At 61.3% G+C, this 24,027-nt stretch carries 19 protein-coding genes; 11 read left to right on the top strand and 8 right to left on the bottom strand.

What is annotated here, in order from left to right; genetic code table 11:
• Window positions 1–65 precede the first annotated feature (65 nt).
• Window positions 66–725 carry a response regulator gene (locus NDB2M4_RS19520; RefSeq protein ID WP_072378051.1) on the bottom strand — a complete coding sequence of 220 codons (660 nt, stop codon included), beginning with the start codon at window positions 723–725 and terminating at the stop codon, window positions 66–68.
• On the bottom strand, window positions 722–2,101 hold the full coding sequence (locus NDB2M4_RS19515; protein ID WP_072378375.1) for a sensor histidine kinase: 1,380 nt from the start codon (window positions 2,099–2,101) through the stop codon (window positions 722–724). The genes NDB2M4_RS19520 and NDB2M4_RS19515 overlap by 4 nt, the downstream gene beginning before the upstream one ends.
• 180 nt (window positions 2,102–2,281) lie before the next feature.
• Between NDB2M4_RS19515 and NDB2M4_RS19510 the strand changes: the two genes are divergently transcribed.
• The 3 genes from NDB2M4_RS19510 to NDB2M4_RS19500 are packed head-to-tail and all read left to right on the top strand — an operon-like array spanning window position 2,282 to window position 4,313.
• The gene (locus tag NDB2M4_RS19510) at window positions 2,282–3,046 is read left to right on the top strand and encodes a MotA/TolQ/ExbB proton channel family protein (protein ID WP_072378049.1); all 765 of its coding nucleotides are present in this window, start codon (window positions 2,282–2,284) and stop codon (window positions 3,044–3,046) included.
• Complete coding sequence (locus NDB2M4_RS19505; protein ID WP_072378047.1) at window positions 3,043–3,702, top strand: hypothetical protein; 660 nt, start codon at window positions 3,043–3,045, stop codon at window positions 3,700–3,702. The genes NDB2M4_RS19510 and NDB2M4_RS19505 overlap by 4 nt, the downstream gene beginning before the upstream one ends.
• Entirely contained in the window at window positions 3,699–4,313 is a 615-nt protein-coding gene (locus NDB2M4_RS19500) for a hypothetical protein (protein WP_072378045.1), read from the top strand. Before NDB2M4_RS19505 ends, NDB2M4_RS19500 begins: the two co-directional genes overlap by 4 nt.
• A gap of 128 nt (window positions 4,314–4,441) precedes the next feature.
• Here NDB2M4_RS19500 and NDB2M4_RS19495 read toward each other — a convergent pair whose 3' ends face one another.
• Both NDB2M4_RS19495 and NDB2M4_RS19490 read right to left on the bottom strand, forming a co-directional pair.
• Entirely contained in the window at window positions 4,442–5,077 is a 636-nt protein-coding gene (locus NDB2M4_RS19495; RefSeq protein ID WP_072378043.1) for a response regulator, read from the bottom strand.
• The gene (locus tag NDB2M4_RS19490; RefSeq protein WP_072378041.1) at window positions 5,074–6,501 is read right to left on the bottom strand and encodes a sensor histidine kinase; all 1,428 of its coding nucleotides are present in this window, start codon (window positions 6,499–6,501) and stop codon (window positions 5,074–5,076) included. The genes NDB2M4_RS19495 and NDB2M4_RS19490 overlap by 4 nt, the downstream gene beginning before the upstream one ends.
• Window positions 6,502–6,653: 152 nt before the next feature.
• Between NDB2M4_RS19490 and NDB2M4_RS19485 the strand changes: the two genes are divergently transcribed.
• Both NDB2M4_RS19485 and NDB2M4_RS19480 read left to right on the top strand, forming a co-directional pair.
• Window positions 6,654–7,673 carry a DUF2380 domain-containing protein gene (locus tag NDB2M4_RS19485; protein WP_072378039.1) on the top strand — a complete coding sequence of 340 codons (1,020 nt, stop codon included), beginning with the start codon at window positions 6,654–6,656 and terminating at the stop codon, window positions 7,671–7,673.
• Window positions 7,674–8,394: 721 nt separating this feature from the next.
• Window positions 8,395–10,629: a TonB-dependent siderophore receptor gene (locus tag NDB2M4_RS19480; RefSeq protein WP_083556619.1), complete on the top strand. Its 2,235-nt coding sequence runs from the start codon at window positions 8,395–8,397 to the stop codon at window positions 10,627–10,629.
• Between the two features lie 172 nt (window positions 10,630–10,801).
• On the opposite strand, the gene NDB2M4_RS19475 is transcribed toward NDB2M4_RS19480, so the two are convergent.
• From NDB2M4_RS19475 to NDB2M4_RS19465, 3 genes are read right to left on the bottom strand one after another with little or no spacing between them, the layout of a single operon-like run.
• Complete coding sequence (locus NDB2M4_RS19475) at window positions 10,802–12,061, bottom strand: ABC transporter substrate-binding protein (RefSeq protein ID WP_244536237.1); 1,260 nt, start codon at window positions 12,059–12,061, stop codon at window positions 10,802–10,804.
• Window positions 12,058–13,620: an ATP-binding response regulator gene (locus tag NDB2M4_RS19470; protein ID WP_139247387.1), complete on the bottom strand. Its 1,563-nt coding sequence runs from the start codon at window positions 13,618–13,620 to the stop codon at window positions 12,058–12,060. The genes NDB2M4_RS19475 and NDB2M4_RS19470 overlap by 4 nt, the downstream gene beginning before the upstream one ends.
• A gap of 11 nt (window positions 13,621–13,631) precedes the next feature.
• Window positions 13,632–14,402 (bottom strand): LuxR C-terminal-related transcriptional regulator, encoded by a 771-nt coding sequence (locus NDB2M4_RS19465; protein WP_244536236.1) that lies wholly within the window; start codon window positions 14,400–14,402, stop codon window positions 13,632–13,634.
• Window positions 14,403–14,697: 295 nt separating this feature from the next.
• On the opposite strand from NDB2M4_RS19465, the gene NDB2M4_RS19460 reads away from it, so the two are divergent.
• The 6 genes from NDB2M4_RS19460 to NDB2M4_RS19435 are packed head-to-tail and all read left to right on the top strand — an operon-like array spanning window position 14,698 to window position 22,372.
• Window positions 14,698–15,981 (top strand): ABC transporter substrate-binding protein, encoded by a 1,284-nt coding sequence (locus NDB2M4_RS19460; protein WP_072378031.1) that lies wholly within the window; start codon window positions 14,698–14,700, stop codon window positions 15,979–15,981.
• Between the two features lie 9 nt (window positions 15,982–15,990).
• Window positions 15,991–16,728 (top strand): ABC transporter ATP-binding protein, encoded by a 738-nt coding sequence (locus NDB2M4_RS19455; protein ID WP_072378029.1) that lies wholly within the window; start codon window positions 15,991–15,993, stop codon window positions 16,726–16,728.
• Window positions 16,725–17,471 (top strand): ABC transporter ATP-binding protein, encoded by a 747-nt coding sequence (locus NDB2M4_RS19450; RefSeq protein ID WP_072378027.1) that lies wholly within the window; start codon window positions 16,725–16,727, stop codon window positions 17,469–17,471. The genes NDB2M4_RS19455 and NDB2M4_RS19450 overlap by 4 nt, the downstream gene beginning before the upstream one ends.
• A 3-nt stretch (window positions 17,472–17,474) precedes the next feature.
• Window positions 17,475–18,386, top strand: a complete 912-nt coding sequence (locus tag NDB2M4_RS19445) for a branched-chain amino acid ABC transporter permease (protein WP_072378025.1) — start codon at window positions 17,475–17,477, stop codon at window positions 18,384–18,386.
• Window positions 18,383–20,020, top strand: coding sequence for a branched-chain amino acid ABC transporter permease (locus NDB2M4_RS19440; protein ID WP_072378023.1), 1,638 nt, complete (start codon window positions 18,383–18,385; stop codon window positions 20,018–20,020). Before NDB2M4_RS19445 ends, NDB2M4_RS19440 begins: the two co-directional genes overlap by 4 nt.
• 30 nt (window positions 20,021–20,050) lie before the next feature.
• Window positions 20,051–22,372, top strand: a complete 2,322-nt coding sequence (locus tag NDB2M4_RS19435) for a N,N-dimethylformamidase beta subunit family domain-containing protein (RefSeq protein WP_072378021.1) — start codon at window positions 20,051–20,053, stop codon at window positions 22,370–22,372.
• 145 nt (window positions 22,373–22,517) lie between these two features.
• On the opposite strand, the gene NDB2M4_RS19430 is transcribed toward NDB2M4_RS19435, so the two are convergent.
• Window positions 22,518–23,402, bottom strand: a complete 885-nt coding sequence (locus tag NDB2M4_RS19430) for a transporter (RefSeq protein ID WP_072378019.1) — start codon at window positions 23,400–23,402, stop codon at window positions 22,518–22,520.
• Window positions 23,403–24,027 lie beyond the last annotated feature (625 nt).

Genomic DNA, 24,027 nt, shown 5'->3' with positions numbered 1-24,027 from the left:
ACGTCGGCGACAGCGTTTGTGACACTGGCCGTCGCGACGCCAGCAGCAGAGCTACTGGCGCGCTACTAAGGGACCTGCTCGTGGTGCGGGCCCAGCTGAACCAGCCCGGCGGCATGCGCGAGCCAGACGAGGTGCGCATCGCTGCGGGCGCCGATCTTGGCTTTGATCGTGTAGTGGTGGTTGCGGACCGTCTTCTGGCTGAGGTTCAGAAGCGGCGCGATGTCGTCGCTCGTCAGGCCGGTGGCCAGGAGGCGAAGGATCTCGGTCTCGCGCGGCGTGAGGCTTTCGGTCAGATGCTTGCCGCCTGTCAGCCGATCGGCCGCGAGCGCCTGGGCGACGTCCTCGCTCAGAAATGTGCCGCCGCGCACTATCGCGGCAACGGCGCGGGTCAGCTGCTCGGGATCGCTGCTTTTGGTCACGTAGCCCGCGGCGCCGGCCTCGAAGGCCTTCAACGCGAACGCGGCACCCTCGTGCATCGAAAAGATGAGAAGGCGCGCGTCCTTGTCCCATTCGCGGATGCGGCGCACTGCCTCGATGCCGCCGACGCCGGGGAGGCCCAGGTCCATCACGACGATGGACGGGCGATGCTTCTTGTAGAGCACGTAGGCGTCGTTGGCGTTGTCGGTCTCGGCGCAGACGCGGAATTCGTCATGCAACTCGAGGAGGCGGCGGTAGCCTTCGCGAACAACGGGGTGATCGTCGACGAGCAGGATTGAGATGCTCATGCGGGAAGCATCGCGGCATCGAGCGGAATGACCGCGGCGACGTGCATTCCTCTGGCGCTCGGGCGTAGGGTGAGTGATCCGCCATATGGCTCGAGGCGTTCCTTGATGCCGAGAATGCCGTATCCCGTGTGGCGGTCGGGACCGTCCGCGTCTCCGGCGCCGTCGTCCTCAACCGTCAGCGCGATGACATCCTCGTGCTTCTGCGACCGCTCCAGCCGCAGGTGCACCTCGGACGGCTTACCGTGCTTGACGGCGTTCGTGATGCACTCCTGCGCGATGCGATAGACGTCGGTGGCGACGTGCGTCGGCAGGTCGGCGATGTGTCCAGAAAACTCCACGCGGAATACGGTGCCGAGACGGCCTTGGTCGGTGTGGTCCGTGATGAGCTGGCGCAGGCTGGCTTCGAGGCCGATCTCCTCGATGTTCTGCGAGCGCAGCCGCTTCAGTGTACTACGCAGCGACAGCATCATGCGCTTCTGGACCTGCGCGATCCGCGCGGCGTCCGATGCCACTTCCGGAAAATCCTCGCGCGTGCGCCGCTCGATGATGGCGGCAAGCGCTGCGGTCGCAGTGAGGCACTGGCCGAACTCGTCGTGAAGGTCGCGTGCAATGGTGCGACGCTCGTCCTCCTGCACCTGGAAGAGGCGCGTCATCAAAGCCTGGCGCGTGGCGCGAGTTGTTGCGAGGTTGTCGGCAAGCTGGTTCACGGCCTCGGCAATATGATTGAACTCACCGGTGCGAAAGTGCGGCAGCCGCCAGGCGAGGTTGCCGTGCTGGAGCTGGCGCAGGCCGTCGATGATTGCGCGTGCGGGCATAAGCGCGTAGCCGATCATCAGCGCCGCGAGGAACGCGATGCCGCCGGCCATCGCGAGTGCGATGCCGAGCAAGGCGGAGAGCCGCTGCCAGGCAAGGCGCAGCGCCGCCTCTGGCTGCACCGATACCGTGATGACGCCCGCGGATCGATCGCGCAGAGTCAACGGGCGCTCTGCCGGCTTATGCGCGCCGAGGATGCCGGTATATGCAGCGACGAACCAGGCTGGAGGCGCTTCACCGACCGCCTCGACCTGGCTGCATAACGTGCCGCTCTCCTGCTGCACCGGCGTGAGTTTCACGCATATCCCCGGCGAGATGATCGACTGGGTCGCGAGCGACTGCCAGACGGGCATCGGCAGGATGGTATTCTTCATCATGCCGCCACGCCAGACGAGCCGCTGCCAGAACAGCGCCTCCAGATGCTGGCCGACCCGGGCCGCCGTAGCCGTCACCGAAACATCGATCGAGCGGTGGGTATCCACTGCGATCCAGGCGATGGCCGCGGCGAGACAAAGGGCGACGACGCCGCAAAGCCGGAAAATGAGACGCATCAATAGGTGCATCGGCTGCTCCCCCTTTTTGCCGTCCAACTTGGACGCTGGTCGTGGCGAAAAGCAAGGCTTCAGGCCAGCAATCAGGCAAAAAGCCTGGAAGGGACAGTCACCGTGCCCTTCCCGACCAACGTATCCCCGGCACAACCTGCCCCAGGGCGAAGACAAGCCATTGGAGGGCGAGACCTACGCATGCTGGATGCAGTGTACACAAGCTTTAACCGCTATTCGGCCGCTGTCAGGGAGAGGCGGCGCTTGGAGGCGGGCGATCCGGTGCTTCAGTGGCTCATCTTCGCCGGCCTCAATGTGCTGGTGTTCCTCCTACTGTGGTTCTACGGGCTCATCCAACGGGCGCTGGACGCCGACCCGACGCACATCACGTTGCTCATCGTCCTCATCTACGTTGCCACGTCGCTGCACTGCCTTTGGCGGTGCGTGGCGGTTTCACGTGAGAGTGACGCTGAGACAAGGCTTGCGGCGACGGTGACCGATGGAGCCCCGCTCGGACATGGAGACGGCTTTGTCGCAGACCATGTGCGGGACCTCATTACGAAGTCGAAGGTGCTCGGCGGCGGCCAGAAACTCGATCAGTCGTTGATGCTGCGCGTGCTCGCGCAGCGCATCAACGGGTCGACGCCGTTCGGCGCCTTCGCTAGCGATCTGGCGATGAAGCTCGGGCTGTTCGGCACTATTGTCGGCTTCATCATGATGCTGGCGCCGATTGCCGGGCTCAATGGTGAGGATCAGGCGGCGATAAAGTCATCCATGGCAATGATGAGCGCTGGCATGGCGGTGGCGATGTACACGACGCTCGCCGGTCTCGTGGGATCGATCCTCATCAAAATCGAATATCAGTTTGTGGAAGGCGCGACGGCGCGTCTGTTCGCATCTGCAGTGGGTTTCACCGAAGTGCACGTCGTTCCAGTCCTCGAGCAGGGCAAGAGCGCCGCGCGATGATCGATGAATTCAACTTGCAGCCGCGTGAAGCGCCATTTGATCCTCTGAGCGCCATCCTGTTCAAGGCGCTACAGCTTATCGCTTTCCTATTCTTTATCGCGTTTCTTGCGTTGTCGCAGCAGAAGGACACCGGCAAGGTTGACACCAAGGCCGAGTTCTTCATCTCGATGACGTGGCCGGACAACCATCCGGACGACTTCGATTTGTTCGTCCAGGATCCCACGGGGAACGTGGTCTGGTACCGCAAGCGCGATATCGGCTTTCTCACGCTCGAGCGGGATAACCGCGGCGGCGCCAATAGCTTCGTCAAAGTCGGTGGAGAGAAGATCCTCTCCCCCGCCAGGCAGGAGCTGGTGAGTATCCGTGGGATCGTCGCTGGCGAATATACCGTCAACGTCTATCACTTCTCGGCGCGCACCGGGCAGCCGGTGCCGGTGACCGTCTCCGTCGAGAAGCTCAACCCGCATGTCACCGTCGTCGCCCGCGAGACGCTCGACATGGACAAGGAGCGGTTTGAGAAGACGGCGATCCGCTTTACGCTGGATGCCGAGGGCAATGTCACGTCGAAAAGCCGGGTCGATCGCTCGATCCTGCAAAGCTTCTTCGATCATACTGCCAACGGCGCGTCCTACTCCAAATACGGCTACAAGCAATGAACACGCAGATGCACGTCATCGGCCTTACGGCAGCTTATGCAGCGCTCTGCACGTTGCTGCTGATCGTCCTAATTCACATCTCCATCCCCCGTCTTGCGAAAGCGGGGATGATTGCGCTCATGACGGCGTTCTGCGCCGGCGTGTTCTTTTTTTCGCAGGGCATGCTCGGTTGGGCCGCTGCCAGCGCAGTCCCGGAGCGCTTCCAAGTGTTGTGGACGCGCGTCGTCGAGCCGAACCCATCACAGCAATCGTCGGGTGCGATCTACCTTTGGGTGGAAGCGCTGGACGATCACAATCTGCCCAGCGGGGAGCCGCGCGCGTTCATCGTGCCCTATTCAGCCGCGATGGCGGACAAGGTCTCGACCGCGCAGACGGAGATCAAGAAGGGAAATGCGCAGGCCGGGACACGGCATGCCTTCACGCCGACTGTTGGAAGCGGAGGCGGTGCACCTGCGGGCGTCAACGTGCGAAACGTTTCGCAGGGAGCGATGGCGGGCGGCGATCCATCGGGCGGCGGCATTTTCGATCCGGCGGCCCTTGGCGGGCAGTCGAAGGCCATCGACCTTATTCCACTGCCGCCGCCGTTGCTGCCACCGAAGGACGGCCCGTGAGTTCCTGCGGTCGCAATGCCGAACCAGGGGTTCATAAAACAACGATGAGACCAAATCGGCGATGCAGAGGAGTTGTCGCAGCGCGGAGGGATACCGAGAGATCCAGCAAACCGCGCGGAGGGCCTTAATCAAGAAGGAGCGATGATCCTGTACTTCAAAGCGATGTGCACGAGCTCGACATCGGAGGTGACACCGAGCTTCGACTTGATGATATAGTGATAATTCGCCACCGTCTTGGCACTGAGATTGAGGGTGCTCGCTATCTCATCGCCTGACCTGGCATCCGCCAGCATCCTGAAAATATCGAATTCGCGCGGTGTGAGACGGTCGATCGGGCCGCGATCGCCATCGATGTGCGTAGCGGCAAGCGTCTCACTCATGTCCGGCCCAATGGCCCGCCGGCCTGAGGCAACATCGCGTATCGCCTGGATCAGCAGTGAGGGCGGACTGCTTTTGGTGATGTAACCTCTGGCGCCGGCCTGGAACGCCTGCACCGCGTAGGCTGCGTTCTCGTGCATTGAGAAGACGAGCACCTTGGCCGCATCGTCCCACTGACGCAGTTGGCGCAGTGCTTCGATCCCACCCTTACCCGGCATACTCAGATCGAGAACGACAATGTCTGGCTGGTGCTGCTTATACTGCGCATACGCGCTCGCGCCGTCGGCTGCCTCGGCAACAACATGCATGCCGCCGTGCTTTTCGATCAACCGGCGGTAGCCTTCCCGCACGACAGCATGATCGTCGACGAGCATGATGCGGATCATGACAGCCGTACCTCGGGAACCGGTGCTGGAGTGGGAATCGTCACCTGCACCCGCAGGCCACCCCCGGCGACGAGCTGGAAGTCTATGGTGCCTCCGAGCGCGTCGACACGCTCCCGCATGTTCGACAGGCCCATCCCCGGGCTAAGCTTTCCCGACGCCAGCCTGCTCGCCTTGCCGTCGTCCTCGATCGTCAGCCGCATGCGCCGGTCCTCGACAGCACCTGCGGAAATGATGTGCTCTAGTCGCAAATCGACCTTGCTCGCTTCGGCGTGGCGCACGGCGTTGGTCAGCCCTTCCTGCGCAATCCGGAAGACGTGCATGGCCGTGGCCGGCGGTAAGGGCCCAATCTCTTCCGGTAAATGTAAAGCGAATTGCGTGGCCGGACGGCGGCGCGAGTTCCAGACGCTCACCAGCTGCCGCAACGCCTCGTCAAGTCCGATTTCGTCGACGTCTGCCGGACGTAGCCGCCGGAGCGTCCCACGCAGGCTATGCAGCATACCGCCGGCGATCCGACCGACGCTGCTGGCCTCCGATGCGATGTCCGGCTCCGAAACCTCCAGTGATTTCTCCATGGATGCGGCGAGTGCGGTGATCGCAGCCAGGTTCTGCCCGTATTCGTCGTGCAGTTCCCGAGCCAGCTCCCGTCGCTCCTCCTCCTGCGCGACGACCAGCCGCTGAGTCAGATGGTTGCGCTCATCGAGCATCGCTTCGATCTTTGCGGCGAGCGCGTTCGATGCCTTGCTGATGTGGTCGAGTTCCTTCAGTCGGAAAGAAGGAAGCCGCATGGAAAAATTCCCCGCCGTCATCTGCTCCAGGCCGCCGATCAACTGATCGGCCGGCTTCAGCGCCCTCGCTAAGGCCAAATAAACCAGCGATGCAAGGACAAGTGCGATGAGCGCGGTAAAAACGGTGAGTTGCCTGACCTGTTTCCAGGCGCGGGAAGCGACCGCCGACTGGGTTGAGGTAACGACAAGTGTGCCACGTGAATTAGCGCCCTCGCCGACGTGCCGCTTGGCGGCAGCGCTGTCGCCGTAAAATCGTTCCCAGACCCAGACAAACCACCTCGGCGCTGCCGCCCCTGCAGCAGGAGTGCCGACGCAGTGACTACGTACGAGCTCGCCAGCTGGGCTGTGCAGCTCGATGCATTGTCCGGCGAGGGATAGGTCATCGATCACCGTGTCCCAATCGGGAAAGCGCTTCTCGGTGTCGATCTGCGTCGAGATGCGCAACAACTGCATGTCGAGCTGCCTGCCGATGATGTCGACCGCCGCCGCAGCGCGCTCGATTTCCTCCTGTCTCGCCTCATGCACGGCATACAGAGCCGCCGCGACCAGACATCCAGCCGATACGAAAGCGATGCGCAGTAGTAAGGCCGCTTTCAGGTCGGTGAGCTTGCGGCTCCAGCGTGTGATCCATTGCAGCATATGCCGATGATCCACCTTTCCGTGCGTTTGCCAAGGCGGTCGACGTAATCTCGGGAAATTTGCCCGGCTCCAACCGGCAAATCACCGTGTCCGCATCTACTGGCGCTTCCTAGGCTCGCGAGCGTTTCTTGGGGCAATCGGAGATAGGAAAGATGAAGGTGAGGCCCATTCTAGACTTGCTGGCGCGGCGGTGGCTGATCGTAGGGGGGCTTATTGCACTGGCCTTCGTCGGCGCGTTACCGGTGGCATTCGCAGGGCAAGCCCCTCCTACCCTGGCCGTCTTGCCGTTCGAGATCGAGGACACTTCGGGCGAGACCGGACCGCCCGACCGACACCAGAATATGCTCACCCGCACGACAGCCTTAACCGCCGAGGCGGTCACCGCCAGCAATCTCTTCTCGGCCGTGCCTGAGGCAAAGGTATCGGCAGCGATCGCCGAGATAAACTCGGGTACCCATTTGCGCCGCTGCAACGGCTGCGAGCTGGACATCGCGAAGCATGCCGGCGCGAGATACGTGCTGGTGGGGTGGATCTATAAGGTCAGCACGCTCGTCCTCACCCTGCACGTCGACATCAAGGACACCGCGACCGGCAAGCTAGTATACGCCCGTGTCTTCGATTTCCGCGGCGACAACGAGAGGGCGTATCAGCACGCCGTGCGCACGATGGTGCGCTCCCTCCAGGACTCCATGCAACGCAACCCCCGGGATGTCGGCGAAGCAGGCGCGCCGAAGATCAAGATCGCAGTCTTCGATTTCGAGCTGGAGGACAAGAGTGCCGGCGGAGGAATTATTTCTGAGGACGACCTTGACCGGCGGTATCTCGGGGAGGCGACCGACGAGGCGAAACGCCTGCTCGAAAGCTCCGGCCGCTATTTTATCGTCGACAGCAAAAACGCAGACCTAGGGGAAGACGCGCGCAAGTTCGGCGTCCGGTATTGCCAGGGCTGCGACGCTACCGCGGCCGGCAAGTTGGGCGCCGACGCGGCAATGACCGGCGTGATCACGCGCGTGAACCGTACCGAGCACACGCTCCTGATCCGCGTCACCGACGCCCATACCGGTGAACCCATCTTGACGGGCTTCACGGATCTACGCCTCGGTGCAAACTATGCATGGCCCCGGAGTGTAAAGTGGCTCATGAAGACGCGCGTTTTGGCCTTACCGAAGTGAAGCAGCAAATTCGCGTCGAGGCGGAGGGCGCACATCACTAAAGGAACCATCGGTCGACGACGATTTTGCCAATGCGGCGCATATCCGTGCATCGGGCTCGCCGAGTTTGCGGACATGCGCCGCAGCTCACTGGTAGACGAAGGGTGGGGACGGCCGAGTCCGCACCTCTCCTCCGAACGGGCGATCGCCTACATGTCGGATGACGCTCCGGAAGCGGACGTCAGTTCTCCACGCGTGTCAGTAAATTGGGGGGCGCTGGTATTCAATTTCCGGCATCGGTCGCCCCACTATGTTGAGGTGATGAGCACGTCCGCTGATTCACCAGTCCTCGCTTCAGACGTCGTGGTTTGGCACACCCCTGGAGTGCCACTGCGGCGCTAACAGGAGCTTGGGCTCGTGGGCAAGGAAGCAGCGATGCACGCCAGCAGCATCCCGTATTCGAAAGGGTGCTTGGCTGATGCTCCAGCTGTCACGTAGACGATGCCCCGTGCCCGAGGTCTCAGTTCGAGTGGTCGACGATGAAATCCTGGTGATGGGCGATCACGTCAACAAAGGCTACCTCGACAGCCGGTGAGCCGCGGCCTCAGTTGTCGTTTTGCACCAGGAAGAATAGAACTCCAATACTTGTATACTTGTGGAGTAGACAAAGTGTGAAGGCCGCCCCAAAGTTGCGGACGGCACCACCGTGGTGCCAGCGTCAAGTGTGCGTATCGGGGGTCTTATGTCGCGTTTGCGTGGTGTGGCGCGGTCGTCGTTGACGGTCGCGATGATGACGGTCGGCATTGCTGGAGTGAAGGCACAGGAGCCCCCATCATCAGCCCGACAGGAGCCGCAAGTAACGCCACTGCCCCCAGTGACGGTCGAAGCTCAGAAAGAAATTCCGAAGAAAAAGGCCAAAGCGAAATCCAAGCCGGCTAAGGCTGTTTCAGCGCCAAAGGTGCCCACTGCCCCACAGCAATCGAAGTCGAATTCCACCCAGACCGAGACGGCAACTGGACCCGTGAAGGGCATCGTTGCAACGCGCAGCGCGACAGGCACCAAGACAGACACGCCGCTGATCGAGACGCCGCAGTCGGTTTCTGTGGTGACCGCTGACCGCATCTCGCAGCAGGCCGTCACCAGCCTCAATCAGGCTCTTGCGTACACTGCTGGTGTCATGCCGGCGATCTGGGGACTGGATACCCGTTTCGACTGGGTCAGTATCCGCGGCTTCGACGCCTACCAGCCCGGGTATTTCATCGACGGCCTGCTGGCCAGAAATAACAACACATGGGCCGTGGCGAAGGTCGAACCCTATGCGGCCGAGCGCATCGAGGTGCTGAAGGGACCGCCTTCCGTCCTCTACGGGCAAGGTAACGTGGGCGGCATGATCAACGTCGTCAGCAAACGCCCGCTCGATGAACCGTTCAACGAGGTGCAGGTTCGAATTGGAAACAACAACCGCCTCGAGACGGATTTCGACTTCTCCGGCCCCGCCACCTCCGATGGCAAACTCCTCTATCGCCTCACGGGCGTCGTCGTCGACACCGACACGCAGATGGATTTCGTCGACGAGAAGGAAATGTTTATCGCACCGGCTCTCACCTGGAAGCCGGAGGCAGGTACGACCCTTACAGTGCTCGGCCAGTACCGCAAGGATGACACCGTCCCGTCGCCGGCGACATACTTGCCCACTCCGGATAGCAAGGTTCGCCCGAACCTATTCGTAGGCGAGCCGGATCACGACAAGTTCGAGCGCGAGCAATGGGCGGTTGGATACCTGTTCGAGCACCGCCTCGACAGCATCTGGAAGGTGCGCCAGAACCTGCGCTACACCTCCATCGACGTCGACTACAAGACCGTCTACGGCGTTGGCTCGTCCGATAACGGCGCTACCCTCAATCGCGTTGCCTTCCGCTCTGACGAGACGGCTGATCTCTTCACGGTCGACAATCATGCCGAGGCAAAATTCGTCACTGGTAACGTTCAGCACACGCTGCTGGCCGGCATCGACTACCAGCGCAACTGGTACTCCATCCGTTCGGGCAGCGGGGCGGCATCTCCGCTTGATCTGAGCAACCCCGTCTACGGCATCGATTTCGACGAGCCGGCGATCTCGACCGATGCGGGTACGGTTTTAGGCCAGACCGGGCTCTATCTGCAGGAGCAGGCGAAGATCGCAGAACGCCTCATCGTTACGCTCGGCGGCCGCTACGACTGGGCTCGGACGGAGCTCGACGACCGCAGCGACAACGATGCTGATGAGGAAAAGACCGATAAGGCGTTCACCTGGAGAGGAGCCCTTCTCTATCGTGACCCGAGCGGGCTAGCCCCATACTACAGCTACTCCGAGTCGTTCTTCCCGCAGAGCGCGTCAGGCGAACTGTTCGAACCGGAAACGGGTCAGCAGCATGAGGTCGGCGTCAAGTACGAGATGCCGGGAATTAGGAGCCTCTTTGGCGTCGCCGCCTTCGACATCAAGCGCCAGAACTACCTCACCTACGACCCGGGCGACAATTACGCTGCGAAAGCCACAGGCGAGATACATTCGCAGGGTATCGAATTCGAGGGTGCGGCAGATCCATTGCCGGGCCTCGAGGTGCTCGCAACCTACACGTGGATACCCACGTTCGACATCACCAAGAGCAGTGACCCGAGCGAACTTGGACAGCGCTCGCCGATGGTGCCGGAGCACACGGCATCATTCTGGATGCATTACCAGTTGCAGGACGGCGCGTTCAAAGGACTCGGCTTCGGCAGCGGTGTGCGCTACATCGGCGACAACCCTGGCTACCTGGGAACGGTAACGGCGCCGGACGTCACTCTGTTCGACGCTGCAATCGACTATGAGATCAATGACTGGCGTTTCGCCGTCAACGCGACGAACCTGACGGACGAGTATGTGATTAGCTGCTACAGCAGCTGTTACCTCGGCGAAACGCGCAAGGTCATCGCCTCCATTCGCCGCCGCTGGTGACCCGAGAACAAGGTTCGAGTCCTTCATCACCCACTATTCCCTTCAATGGGTTAGTCTGGAACACCGCTCTTACACGGACGAAAGAAGAATCCACGGTCGCCGCTTGCGTGGTGCGGTGAGCCGCTGGGCCTCTGTCCGTTCGGTCATGCCCCGTATGCCAGATTGTGCCTTACTACGGCTCCTCAGCCTTGGCCGAAGACTGCTTGAGCTCTGCGCTGAACCAAGGTGGCAACTTGAAGCGGCCCACGCGATAGGGGTCGGGGGCGATCAGGACGCGCTGGCGCGATTTGTTCTGGAGCTGAAAGAACAGGTGCGGCATGCCCAAAGATGGATCGTTCGTCTGGTTAGGGAACGGGATCGCCGACTGCCAGACGGGATGATAGCAGATGGCCCCGGCCACGCTGCGGAACACGATCGAACGCAGCCGTTCGGCAACCTTGCGGTTCTGTTCGAACCCGCCCGGCCCCGCTGTGCCGCCGGCAGCCGCCGCAGCAAGCGCATAGTGGTGCAATTCGCTGTAGGTCTGGCAGCCGACGTTGGGCGTTGAATCTTCTCCGAAGCGCTCATAATAGCGTTTGGCGAATGCATTGCCCAAAGCGTCGGGGATGAGCCCAATGACGGTGCCGACGATAATGCCTTCGGCCGCTGGTCCTGCTGTCGCGCTGAACGCCTCGTGCATCGCGCCGTACTGCAGATAGACCAGTGCATCCACCGGCCGTTCGACAAACTGGCGCTGAAATGATGCAAGGTCGCCGACGTAGAAATGTGTGTTGGCGATCACCGCCGGATCAGCAGCCCGTATTTGCTCGATTGTCGAGGACCACTCGGTCGTCGGCGTGCTCACGATTTTCGGGCCGTATGAGACAACCCAGCCGAATTCTCGCGCCGCGCTCGCCATCGCATTGGCGATGACGATGCTGTACGGCTTTGAGCCCGATACAATGGCCATGCGGTTGTTGCGAGGCGTCCATTGCCCGGTGTCCTTGAGCCAAGTGATGAACTTCACGAAGCCCTGCCCGTACCAGTATTCCGGCGGATCGCTCATAAAACAGCCGAAATACCGGTCGCGGTTGCTCAGCACCGTGTCGTGGTGCTGCACCAGCGTATTGGTGTGGATGTAGATGACGCCGGCATCCGCGATCGCCTCGTATTCGGAGTTCTGCGGACCGATATTGTAGCCGCAGATGATCGCATGGCAGCCGAATTCATGCAGCAGCCGCCGCGTGGCGCCGAGTATCATGTCGGCGGACTGCCGGTTGCTATCGATGAAGATGGGCTTGACCGGGCGCCCAAGGATGCCGCCCTGCGCGTTGATCTCTTCCGCGGCGAGGATGATGCCGTTTCGAAATTCTATGCCATCCGCCGTTGATGGGCCGCTGAGGGGTACGATGCTCCCGATCGGAATCGGTGATGTGTCGCTCGTCATGCTCATCCCGCCTCCGATTGAAAGTCTGACGATGTATCGTTCTCCTCGAACAGCACGTGGTGCATGAGGACTCGCAGCCGCGCGGGCGCGATGGGCTTGATAAGAAGAGGGAGACCCGCAGCGCTGATTTCCGCGAGCCGGCGCTCATCGGTGTCGGCGGTGACGATGATGCACGGGATCTCTTCGCCCAGAGCCGTTTGGACCGAGCGGCAGACGTCGAGCCCGTTTGATCCGCCGGGCAACTGGAAATCGGAAATGACGAGATCGGGCCGCTTCTCCGCGGCCATTTGAAGGGCCTGATCATAATTGCCCGCGGCGTGAACGATGATGCCCCAGCGATCAAGCAGCGTAGACAGCGCATCGCGCAGCACCGAGTCATCCTCGACAATCAGCGCCTCGACGCCGACGAACTCTCCGGTAAGCGCTTCCGTGATGTCGTTCTGTCCGACTTCGCTGCGCCAGATGTCACCGATTGGGACGGTGATGGAAAACACTGATCCGCGCCCAGGTGCGCTGCGCAGGGATATCGGAGTTTCCAGCAACTGGCTGAGGCGCTTTGCGACGTTGAGTCCAAGCCCTAGCGCCGTGCGTTCCGAGTGGCTGCCGCCTGTGTTGATACGAAAGAACTCGTCGAAAATGCGCTCATGATGCTCAGGCGCGATTCCGCGTCCAGTGTCATAAACCTCGATCCGTAACTTGTTGTCGATGCGGCGGCAGCCGAGGAGGATGCGCCCGTAGTCGGTGTAGCGGATCGCGTTCGAAAGGAAGTTCGCCAGGATCCGCTCGAGCAGCAGTTGATCGGTTGCGATGTGGCAGCTGGTCGGCACGATTGTGAGGTTGAGGCCTTTGTCTTCCGCCTGATGGATGAACTGCACGCCCAGACGCTTGAAGAGTGTCGCGACGGGGAACGAAGCAACGCGCGGAACGATGGCTCCCGCATCGAGCTGTCCGACGTTGAGCAGCGCGCCCAGCAACTCCTCCATGACCGAGACGGTCAAATCCATCGAGCGCAGCGCTTGCGAGCGCGCCTCGGGGTCCTCGACCGACATGCAGTTGTAGACGAGGATCTTCATCGTCGCGAGCGGCTGCCGCAGGTCATGGTTGGCGGCGCGCAGGAAGCGCGACTTCATGATATTGGCCTTCTCCGCGAATTCTTTGGCTTCGCGCAGGGTCTCTTCACTATACCGCGTCCGCGTGACGTCTTCGGCAACGAGCGTCAGGCCGCTTTCATGCCCCAGTGTCGTAACGAGCTTGCAGATGCGTCCATCGCTGAGCTTGAGCTGCAAGGTGGTTCCCGATCGCAGGGCATCGGTGCATTCGGCGATCCACGTCTCCTCGTCGTCCTGGCGGACGACTTTTTGCGCGATGAGTTCTCGCACAAACTGGGAAAGAGACGTGCCGTATTGAAGCCGCTCGCCCGCAGCGCCGAACAGGTCGCAAAACGGGTCGTTGACGGCGATGAGCCGTAGCGCGTCATCGAAGATGCAAAGACCGAAGCCAACTCTCTGCAGGGAGTCCCAAACCCTGCGCAGTGGCACTTCAGACGACGATCGTTCTACGCCCAATTTCACATTCGCTAGCGTTTGCGGCTTACCGCGTAATGGATCACCTGAGAGCGATCGCTGAGCTGAAGCTTTCGCATGATGTTTGAAACGTGCACGCGCACGGTGTTCCTGCTGAGCTTCAGAGATTCAGCAATGCGCTGCACCGAGGCGCCTTCTCCGAGCAGGGCGAGAACTTCCTGTTCGCGCGCCGTCAGAGGCTGCTCGCCCCTGGGTTCGGCGGCTGGGTCATCTGCGGAGGGCGTGTCCGACGTATTGAATGCGTGTGGCTCGGGCGCGCTTATCGAACTCTCGAGAATGCGGCGCGGATAGCTCACCTGACCAGCGAGAGCCAGCGAGAGCGCCTGCAGCATCTCCTCTGGCGGCGCGGTTTTGGGAATGTATCCGATCACGCCCTGTTCGATGGCCTTGATCACGTGGCCGCGCTCCTCGTGCACGGAGACCACGACGATCGGGATCTGCGGGTAGCGCTGCCTCAACATGCGCAGGCCGGCAAATTCGGCAAAACCGGGCATGACGAGATCGATCAGCATCAGCTCGATGTCTGGGTTGGCATCCAGGATGGCGACCGCATCCTCGAACGACACGGCCTCCAGCGGGTCGAGCGACTTCTGCATGCGCCGCATCAGCGTCTTCAGCGCGTCGCGTACGAACCAGTGATCATCGGCGATCAGGACTTTCATGCGCCGTTTTGCGCGGTCCTGGGCATCATCGATATGGCTGCGTGTGAAGGAACGTGCAGCCGAGGATGTTGCTGCCAGCGTTACCTCTGAGGCGATCGTCATATCCCGAGTTCCTGCTGTAGGCCGGAGTACCCTGGTCGAGGGGAGCACTCTGGTTGAGGACGGTCCCACCAAACGCTGTGATTGTAGACGATATGCTTATGTGGCGTTGTGGCGTGAATGACAAGGCCTGAATGTATCGAGCCTGAATGGTTTGGCGCCCCCGCGTGATGCGCATGCAATGTGCACGATAAGCATAAAAACTAAGCATTTCTTTGTGTTGACTCTGGCTATTTGCACTGAGATAAACGATACGACTAGTCGATCAGTCTAGTGCATCTGCCGTCGGAGGGGAAGAATGCTTAAGCGACCCATGCATCGTCGCAACGTCATCAAGGGTATCGGCACGTTGTCTGTGGCGCCGGCCATCCTCAGCATGTCTCGTGGTGCCAGTGCTGCACCATCTGGTGAGCCCATTGTCCTCGGCTTGCCGATCTCGGAAACGGCCGCCGCGGGCGTCCAGGATCACCAGGACCATCTAAACGCGACCATCCTTGCCCAGGAAGAGATCAACGCCGCCGGCGGAATTCTCGGCCGTCCGCTCGAGTTGAAGCACGTTGACGTCGACCTGCTCTCGGCCGAGAGCTGTCAGGCGTCGATCCGCCGACTTGTCGATATGAAGGTTCACGCCATTTCGCAGGCGTTCCTGTTCGTGCCGATCCCGGCCATGGATGCGTCCGTCGCCTACAAGTGCCCATACGTCAGCGCCAACACGCAGCGCGCGGCTACGGATCAGGTTGCAGCCAATCCGGAGAAGTACAGCCACATCTTCCAGATGGATCCCTCCGAAGTCTTTTACGGCCAGGCATTCCCAATCTTCCTCAAGCAGATGAAGGACAGCGGTGCGTGGAAGCCGCTCAACAACAAGGTCCACATCATTCAGGAGCAGGTGGCCTACTGCCAGACTATCTCGAAAGCGGCGCAGGAGGCTCTCAAGAACAGTGAGTTCGAGCTGGCTGCAGTGACGGACATCCAGTACCCCGTGCAGGACTGGGCGCCCGTGATCGAGCAGATCCGCAAGGTCGGTGCAGGCACTGTCATGGTCGACCACTGGGTGGCGTCCGAGTACGCTTCCTTCGTCAAGCAGTTCCAGGCCAATCCGCTCAAAGGTGCGCTGGTCTACCTGCAGTACGGTCCCTCGCAGCCCGAGTTCCTCGAGCTTGCCGGTAAATCAGCTGAAGGCTTCGTGTGGGGCACCGTCCTCGGCGTCTATGCCGATGAGAAGGGCATGAAGTTCCGCAACGCCTACACCAAGCGCTTCCCCGGGACGCCGGTTGGTCTCGCGCACACCGCATCGGGTTACGACATCGCCTACATGATGAAACAGGCGTGGGAGCATGTCGGTGATCCGATGAACTTCAAGGGCGTGTGCGACTATCTCCGTGTAACGCCGTTCCGCGGCGTCGCTGGCTGGTCCTACATGAACAACCCGCGTCAGGAAGCGGTGCACTACCCGGTCGGAACGCAGGATATCGAGAAGGGCATGGCCCATCTTTATTTCCAGGTCCAGGACGGGGAGCACAAGATCATCTTCCCCGAAACTCTGAAGCAGGAAACGTTGCGCGCCGCGCCGTGGATGTGAGGCGTGGTGATGGCAAACGTTCCGCTTTTTACGGCCGAAGACATTCGGCTGGATCTGGGCGGCCGCGAGATCCTCAAGGGGATCTCGCTGTCCATTGAGCCCGGCCAGGTGCTCGGCGTCATCGGCCCAAACGGCGCCGGGAAGACCAGTCTGTTCGAGGTGCTTTCCGGTCGCCATCGGCCCAAGAGTGGCCGCGTGACGTTCAAGGGGCAGGATATCACCAACCTGCGCCTGTTTGAGCGGGCTCGGCTCGGGATCGGGCGGACCTATCAGACGCCAGTCGTCCCGGAAGACCTGACTGTCGGAGAGGTCCTCAAGGCCTCGCGCCAGGCCTTCCGGCCGATGCTCACACGGCACGATGCGGAATGGGGCATGGAACTCGTCGATTTGCGTGTCGACGAGGACATGCCTGCAAGCCGTCTCGAAACGATGAACCGCCGCAAGCTGCTTCTGTCTGTTCTGTTGATGCGACGGCCCACACTACTGCTGCTCGATGAACCCGCCGCGGGTCTCATCAACTCGGAGATCGATGAGATCGACCATCTCATCCGTCTCGTCTCCAAGGAGATGAACATCGCGATCATCATCGTCGAACATCGCATCGAGCTACTCGATACGATCGCCGACCGCGTGATGGTCATGGATGCCGGCGAGCAGATCGCAGAAGGCGGCCTCAGCGACATCCTCAACGATCCGCGCGTGCATGCCGCTTACTTCGATAATCATTCAGAGGAGCACGCGGCATGACGGTTTCGCAGGAGCAGGTGGCGCGCGGCGAGCCGATCCTGAGCGTGAATGGCCTATCGGCCGGTTATGGCCCGATGCGTGTCATTCACGATCTGGATCTCATCATTCATCCCGGTGAGCGCGTCGGGATTGTCGGTCTCAACGGCCACGGCAAATCGACGCTGTTCCTGGCAATTGCCGGCCTGACCGGCTGGCAACGCGGCTCGATCAAGCTGAGCGGCCACGAGGTCGGCGGCACACGCAGCCAAGGGCCCGGGCGGCATACGCACAAGGTGGTGCGGCGCGGGTTGGCCCTCATGCCCCAAGGCGATGAGATCTTTCACGGCCTCACCGTCGAGGAACATCTCGACAGTGGTGCTTTCACGCCCAAGGCATGGCGCGAACGGGCCACCCGCAAGGAAGGTGTGCTGCAGGTGTTTCCGCCACTGCGCAAGCTGATGCAGACGCCTGTCGGACGATTGTCTGGCGGCGAGCGGCGCATGGTGTCGCTCGGACGCGGGCTGATGGCGGACGCATCGCTGTTTCTGGTCGATGAGCCATCACTGGGGCTCGCGCCCAAAATCGGCAAGAGCGTCATGGAGGCGCTGTTCGCAATCGAGCTGGGCAGCTCCGCGATGGTGATCGCCGAGCAGAACGTCGCCCTGCTGGAAGGGCGAGTCGACAGGATCATCGGAATGCACGTCGGAAAACTCAAAGGCGAGGCCTCAGCCTCCCTCGCCCAGCACAACAGGCGCGAGGCATAAATTATGGATTTCGGCTTCATCTTCATAACGGCCATCACATTGGCGTGCATATACGGGACGCTGGCGATCGGCATCTCGATCACGTGGTCGAGCCTTGGGCTCGTCAACATGGCGTACGGCTTCACCTTCTCGGCGGCGGGCTTCGGTGCCTGGTACGTGGGGCGCCTGGCGCAGGACCTTCCGCTTGTTGCCGATTACCCGCTGCTGCTAGGCGCCATCGTCATTGCGGCAGGCATCGTCACGGGGGCGCTCGTGGGTGTGATGGTCTGCGCGCTCGCGTTTATCCCGATCCACGACAAGCCCGAGTTCACCGTCCGCGGTCTTATTGCAACGCTGGCCATCAGTCTGATCGGCACTCAGGTGCTGCTCTATATGTTCGGGCCGCGCGCGAAGCCGCTTCCCACGTTGTTCGGTGATTGGAAGGTTTCATTCGGCGACATCGTCATTACGGCGGATAAGGGCGGATCGATCATGGCGTCGATCGTTCTGCTGACGCTGACTTTGCGTTGGATGACCCATAGCCGGCGCGGGCTCGAAATCCGGGCCATGATGATGAACCCGCATGCAGCATCTCTAGTCGGCATCGGTGTACGGCGCACCGGGTTCTATGTGATGGCGCTCACCGGTGGCCTTGCAGGTCTCGCCTCCGTTCTCCTGTCGCAGACTTACTTCGTCAGTCCGTTCGCGGGCCTGACGCCGCTCATCAAAGGGCTTAGCGTGGCTCTCTGTGGCGGGCTTGGCAGCGTACAGGGCGCGGTGATCGCCGCGGTGATCCTCGGCTTCAACGAGGCGCTCACGGCGTCGTTTCTCGGCGGGCAATACGTCCTCATCACACAGTTCCTGCTGATCATCGCGATCATTCTCGTACGGCCGCGCGGCATCGCGGGCATCCTGGATAGGGCCCGCGAAGCATGACAACGATCTGGAAGAATCCGCACCAAGTCTGGCATGCGGCCAAAGCCAACCCTGAAGCACCGACCCCGGATTGGACCGACCCGACAGAGATATGGCGCAAGAAGCGCACCTCGCACGCCAAGCTCTATAAAGTCGGACGCCTGCGCTACTATCACAAGTGGGGTGGGCACGGCGCAAAGCTCTGGTCGCGGCTTCGCTACTGGCCGACGCGTCGGCGCGTGCTCGACATTCGTTCTGAGTACAACCCGAAGACTCAGCGGGTCGAGAAGACGATCGTCGATAAGCGTCCGATCTGGTGGATGATGGCGTTGATGGCATTGGCTGTGCTGCCGATGCTGACGCCGGGCGAAGTCGCCAACACGCTACTCGGCGCGGCGACGATCTTCCTCATCTATTCGGCGATCAACCTTTGCTGGACACTTGTCATCGGCACGGCGGGCATCTTTTCGCTGGCAACGATGGCTGTGGTCGGTGCGGCCGCATACGCCGCGGCGGGCACGTCAGTCTTCTGGGGCTGGCCATGGTGGACGATGCCGCTCTCGGGCGCGGCGCTTGGCCTCGTCATGGGCGTGATCATCGCCTTGCCGGCAATACGCCTCGACGGCTTCTATTACGCGCTGCTGACGCTCGGTCTCAATGAACTGTGCCGTGTCTACGTCATCCAATCGAAGACGTTCGGGTCTGCTACCGGAGGCCTCTACGGCGCAGACAGCTTCATCCCACAGTCGGCCTCGCAGTCGACGCAGCTGATCATCGGCTACTATGGCAGCTTCGTCGTTCTGCTGGCCGCGCTGCTGCTGTTCCGCTTGGTGAACGGGCGCAGGCTGGGCCGTATCCTGCGCATGGCGCCGGAAAAGCGCGAGGCCTTCGCGGAGGCGGCTGGCGTCGATTACCGCAAGGCGCGCATCCACGTGTTCATCATCACCTCGATCGCGCTGGGTGCCATCGGCGGCTACTACGCATCCTACTTCCGCGGCGCCTCGCCATCGCTGTTCTCGTTCGACACGGTGCTGCTTGGCTTGGCGATGCTCGTCATCGGCGGATTGGGGCGCGCCGAAGGTGCCGTGCTCGGAACCTTGATCGTCGTCTTCTTCGACAAGGTTCTCATCGACCTCGGGGCCCTGCGCCTCGTCATCATCGGCCTCATCATGCTCTTCGTCGTGCTGTTCCTGCGCCGAGGTCTCTTCGGCATCAAGGAACAGTTCCGTACCTGGCGCGACAAGAAGAAGAGCGAGCACAGATCAGCACGAGCGGAGAAAGGCGGAGAGATGCTGCCCGAAGAAGCCACCGAAACCGAAGACAAGGACGAACTCTATCTGCGCCGCTTCGACAAGCTGACGCGCGACTACCTGAAGACGCTCGTGACAGACGAGGTCATCGAAGAGCATCGCAGAAGTCCGCTCGGACAGCACAGCGAAGCGTTGGAGCGTCTGCTGATCTATTTCCGCAGACAGCCGCAAGTCGACAAGTACGCGATCACCGTCATTGAGCCGTTCAAGTCGTACCGCATCGTCGCATTGTCCGGCCACCGTGGCGTCGCCCCGCGCGTGGTCGAAGAGAAGGTCTACACGAGCATCCACGATGCCTATCACGGCGTCTTCATGCGCCGCGTTCAGGACCTTCTGGAATCGTGAAGTCACAAGAATAAATCGAGGCTCGCTGCAATGGCGCAGATCAAACTCTTCGGCTACGCCGATAAGATCACTATCAAACCCGGTCAGAAGATCGACATTCATGTTCACGCGGACGGAACCGATCGCGCATCCGCGCAGCTCGTGAAGATCATCCATGGCGACCAGCACCCAAGCGGGCCGGGCTTCATCGAGAAAGAGGTTGCGTGCGAGGTCAACGGGGAGTGGGACGTCAAGAAGCAGTTCACTCAAGTGGGCTCGTTCTTGCGCGTGGCCGATCCTGCAAAGCGTCTTGCCCACGATGGAAGCTTCACGATCTTCGGTTACGTCTGGGCGACACTTCCCAGTTTCGGCGTCAGGCAGTCTCTGATCGGGCGCTGGGACAGCTACCGGAACGAAGGCTATTGCCTCGGCATCAATCGCAGCGGGCTTCTGGAATTCTGGCTGGGTGACGGCAAGGAAGTCGACTACGTTGCAGCCGAAGTGCCGCTGCAGCCGCGCATCTGGTATTTCGTGGCTGTCAGCTTCAACGCCGAAACCGGGCGTGCCGAGCTCTACCAGGAGCCGGTGATGAACCGCTACAACTCTCTGTTGGGCAAGGCGGCGCCGCTCGACTATCGCTCCCACGTTGCCGAGACGCTCCGCTTTCGCGCGAAGAACGGCGCGGAAACCCCATTCATCATGGCAGGCTCGCAGGATTGGCACGAGCTGCGCGGATACTTCATCTCGGAGTGCTTCTGCGGCAAGATCGATCGGCCGGGCATGTCAGGCCGCGCTTTGACGCGCGATGAACTCGACAGGATCAGGGACGGCGGTCCGCCCCCGCCCGACGGCCTTCTGGCTTACTGGGACACGACCGTCGGCTACACCGAGAACGGCATCGGCGATACCGTCGTAGACGTCGGCCCCTACCGGCTCGACGCACATGGCTACAATCGCCCCGTTCGCGCGATGACAGGCTACAATTGGTCGGGACGAAACGACTGCTTCCGCCTCGCGCCACATGAATACGGTGGTGTCGAGTTCCACGCCGATGCGATGATCGACTGCAACTGGGAAGTCACGCGCTCGTTCACCATTCCCAAGGATCTCAAGAGCGGGGTTTATGCCATTCGCTTGCGCGCAGGCCCCGGCGTGGGACTTGCAGAAGAATACGTCGTATTCTTCGTGCGTCCCGTCACGCCGCAGGGGCGTTTGGCTTTTCTCGCGCCGACCGGAAGCTACCTAGCCTATGCAAACGAACACCTGAGCTTCGACACGCAGATCATTCAGCCGATGACGGGACAGCCGCCGATCGTCGCCGACATCGACGTGGAGATGTACAAGAATCCGGACTTCGGGTTCTCCACCTATGATTCCTACATGGACGGGACCGGCGTCTGCTACAGCGGCTATCATCGGCCGCTCGTGAACATGCGCCCGAAGTATCGGGTATCGAGCATGGGGACGACGTGGCAGCTGCCGGCGGACCTGTCGATCATCGCCTGGCTCGAGCACCAGGGCTATGACTACGACGTGATCACCGATGAGGATGTTCACATCGAAGGATTGGCAGCGCTGGCGCCCTATAAGTGCGTGATGAGCGGATCGCACCCCGAATACGTATCCGAGCCGATCCTCGATGCCATCGAGGACTATGTCGCCGATGGCGGCCGCTTCATCTACATGGGCGGCAACGGCTTCTATTGGAACGTCGCCTATCGCAACGATGATCCATCGGTGATGGAGGTGCGCAAGCTGGATTCGGGCATGCGTGCGTGGGCGGCCCGCCCCGGCGAGCACTACCTGCAGACCACCGGTGACAAGAGCGGACTGTGGAAGAACCGCGGCAGGCCGCCGCAAAAGATCTTCGGCGTCGGCTTCATCGGCGAAGGTTTCGAGGATTCGCGCGCTTTCCGCCGCATGCCCGACAGCTACCATCGAACGGTCGACTGGATGTGCAAGGGCATCGAGGGCGAGATCATCGGTGACTGTGGTTTGGCTCACGGCGGTGCTGCCGGCCTTGAACTCGACCGCTATGACCGTTCTCTCGGCACGCCTCCGCACGCCAAGATCATCGCCTCGTCAGGCGGCCACACCGACAACTTCGTGCTGTCGACGGAGGAGGTGCTGTACGCCCACGCGGGCCTAGGCGGCACGCAGGACTATCGCATCCGTGCCGACATCGTCTTCTTTCCAACCGCCAAGGACGGCGCGATGTTTTCGACCGGATCGATCGCCTTCGGTCAGGCGCTACCAGCCGAAGGGTTCAACAATACTGCCGCCAAGCTTCTCGCCAACGTCGTCGAGGCCTTCGTGCAGGATGGGCCGCTGCCCGGTTCCAGGTGGATAGCAGACGAAAAGCAGTGGCGCTGAGATTCCTCAATGGGAGGCACGTTTGGGAGAGGTGATCGGCGGCGGGCGGATTGGTGGCTCGCAAGAGCACGTGCCGCACTAACTTCACATCAATTCACAGCCGAACTGCGTGGCGAGCACTTGGCCCGCCACGCAGTGCCGTGCGTCACCAGGTATAGACGTACTTCAGGTTCCAACTGTTGTTGTCGGAATGGTTCTGTCCCTTGAAGCTGGTCGAGTAGCGGGCGGTGATCGACTGGCCCTTGTACGTAAACACCATGACGCCGAGACCGCCGTCGAACACCCAGGATTCGGGAACGATGCCGTAGGCGTCGGAGTGCTCATAATCGAGGGCGATGAACGGCTCGAGCCACTGATTGACACGCCAGCCGAAGCGATTGTTGGTGTAGAACGTCGTGCCAGGCTTGACGCCGTCGACCAACGGAGATTGCCACATGAAGCCGGCGTCGCCCGTCCAATCGAGTTCCCAGATCAGCGGCGTGTACCACAGCATGCTGGTGAGGTTCTTCCAGTTGCCGTCGCTGACGCTCTTGTCGCCCCAGGGGATCTGCAGGAACGACTGGATGCCGAGAGTCGATTGAGGCGTCGGTTTGAACCAGGCCGCAAAGCCGGTGTAAGTGTCGCCGAACCCGCTGCGGTGGCGATCTGCGGGATCGACCGCACCGCGATCGCGGATCGAGATTTCCGGCTGGATGATTTCCCACGCCAGACCGATGTTGCGGTTGAAGTCCGGCGTCCAGAAGTGGACGTATTTCGAGAGTCCAACGATGCGCTGAGCACCTGAGCCATCGACCAGATCGCCGTTTGCGTCCCAGCGTTGCGAGTCGTTCTGAACGTAGGCGTACTGAACGAACACGTTGAACGGATCGAAGTTCACCGGCAAATCGTACTCGTGCGGGCCGATGACATCGAACACGGTCTGCGCACGCGCTGGCTCGGCGCCAAAGAGCGCGCATCCCGTTGCAAGTGCTGCAACCGTACTGCGCAGTGGCAGCCCGTGCGCCCAAGCGGACCAATTGTTTAAGGCCATTCCCTGTATCCTTTTTTGCATTCAGCGTTCGCACGCAGCCGATCGTCTCGCTGGAAAAGACCAGCAAGGGGCCGTCCCAGCAGACGAGGCCTGCGGGCGCTGTGATTGATCGGAGAACTAGATTGGACGCAGACGGACTGCCGAACTGGGCAGCTCACTTGGGGCGCGTCCGAAGTCACGGACGGCGTACGCTGGCGATGACGCCTTAGTCGGGATCAACGGAGGGACCAGCGGCCGGCGACGAGAAAGCCGACCGCTGGTCATGGGTGAGGTCACAAGGCCGGGCAATGGAGCGAAACCCGGCCGGACCGGACTATCGACGCGCCGAGCAGAAGCGCTTCGATAGTACCGGTGCGGCCCCCCGTCCCCCGTCTCCGATTACGCGACGACGGATCCGGCAATCGAGTGCAGTATGAGTACGCTCGAAAGCGGTTCCGCTTTTCATCTTTGCAAACGCTATGCCACTACGTGTTTTAATCTGCATAGATATTGTTTGACCAATAAGTGCTTGAATTGGCGCGTCATTTTTGCGTGACTTGGAATGCGCCTGTGTAATCGTTGTGGGTAGGCGTGTCACTCGGCGTGCGTGCGTTACAGTGTGGTGGACCGCCCGCGAAAGCCGGAT

The sequence above is a fragment of the Hyphomicrobium sp. NDB2Meth4 genome (assembly GCF_900117445.1).
Classification (GTDB): Bacteria; Pseudomonadota; Alphaproteobacteria; order Rhizobiales; family Hyphomicrobiaceae; genus Hyphomicrobium_A.
Note: the sequence above shows the minus strand (reverse complement) of the source record. Positions and strands in the feature narration are given on the sequence as shown.

Coding starts and splice junctions, on each gene's coding strand:
- NDB2M4_RS19460 (WP_072378031.1), top strand. CDS start 14,698: ATGCTTAAGCGACCCATGCATCGTCGCAACGTCATCAAGGGTATCGGC.
- NDB2M4_RS19450 (WP_072378027.1), top strand. CDS start 16,725: ATGACGGTTTCGCAGGAGCAGGTGGCGCGCGGCGAGCCGATCCTGAGC.
- NDB2M4_RS19435 (WP_072378021.1), top strand. CDS start 20,051: ATGGCGCAGATCAAACTCTTCGGCTACGCCGATAAGATCACTATCAAA.
- NDB2M4_RS19495 (WP_072378043.1), bottom strand. CDS start 5,077: ATGATCCGCATCATGCTCGTCGACGATCATGCTGTCGTGCGGGAAGGC.
- NDB2M4_RS19510 (WP_072378049.1), top strand. CDS start 2,282: ATGCTGGATGCAGTGTACACAAGCTTTAACCGCTATTCGGCCGCTGTC.
- NDB2M4_RS19490 (WP_072378041.1), bottom strand. CDS start 6,501: ATGCTGCAATGGATCACACGCTGGAGCCGCAAGCTCACCGACCTGAAA.
- NDB2M4_RS19430 (WP_072378019.1), bottom strand. CDS start 23,402: ATGGCCTTAAACAATTGGTCCGCTTGGGCGCACGGGCTGCCACTGCGC.
- NDB2M4_RS19455 (WP_072378029.1), top strand. CDS start 15,991: ATGGCAAACGTTCCGCTTTTTACGGCCGAAGACATTCGGCTGGATCTG.
- NDB2M4_RS19445 (WP_072378025.1), top strand. CDS start 17,475: ATGGATTTCGGCTTCATCTTCATAACGGCCATCACATTGGCGTGCATA.
- NDB2M4_RS19475 (WP_244536237.1), bottom strand. CDS start 12,061: ATGAGCATGACGAGCGACACATCACCGATTCCGATCGGGAGCATCGTA.
- NDB2M4_RS19465 (WP_244536236.1), bottom strand. CDS start 14,402: ATGACGATCGCCTCAGAGGTAACGCTGGCAGCAACATCCTCGGCTGCA.
- NDB2M4_RS19500 (WP_072378045.1), top strand. CDS start 3,699: ATGAACACGCAGATGCACGTCATCGGCCTTACGGCAGCTTATGCAGCG.
- NDB2M4_RS19505 (WP_072378047.1), top strand. CDS start 3,043: ATGATCGATGAATTCAACTTGCAGCCGCGTGAAGCGCCATTTGATCCT.
- NDB2M4_RS19480 (WP_083556619.1), top strand. CDS start 8,395: ATGTCGCGTTTGCGTGGTGTGGCGCGGTCGTCGTTGACGGTCGCGATG.
- NDB2M4_RS19520 (WP_072378051.1), bottom strand. CDS start 725: ATGAGCATCTCAATCCTGCTCGTCGACGATCACCCCGTTGTTCGCGAA.
- NDB2M4_RS19485 (WP_072378039.1), top strand. CDS start 6,654: ATGAAGGTGAGGCCCATTCTAGACTTGCTGGCGCGGCGGTGGCTGATC.
- NDB2M4_RS19515 (WP_072378375.1), bottom strand. CDS start 2,101: ATGCACCTATTGATGCGTCTCATTTTCCGGCTTTGCGGCGTCGTCGCC.
- NDB2M4_RS19440 (WP_072378023.1), top strand. CDS start 18,383: ATGACAACGATCTGGAAGAATCCGCACCAAGTCTGGCATGCGGCCAAA.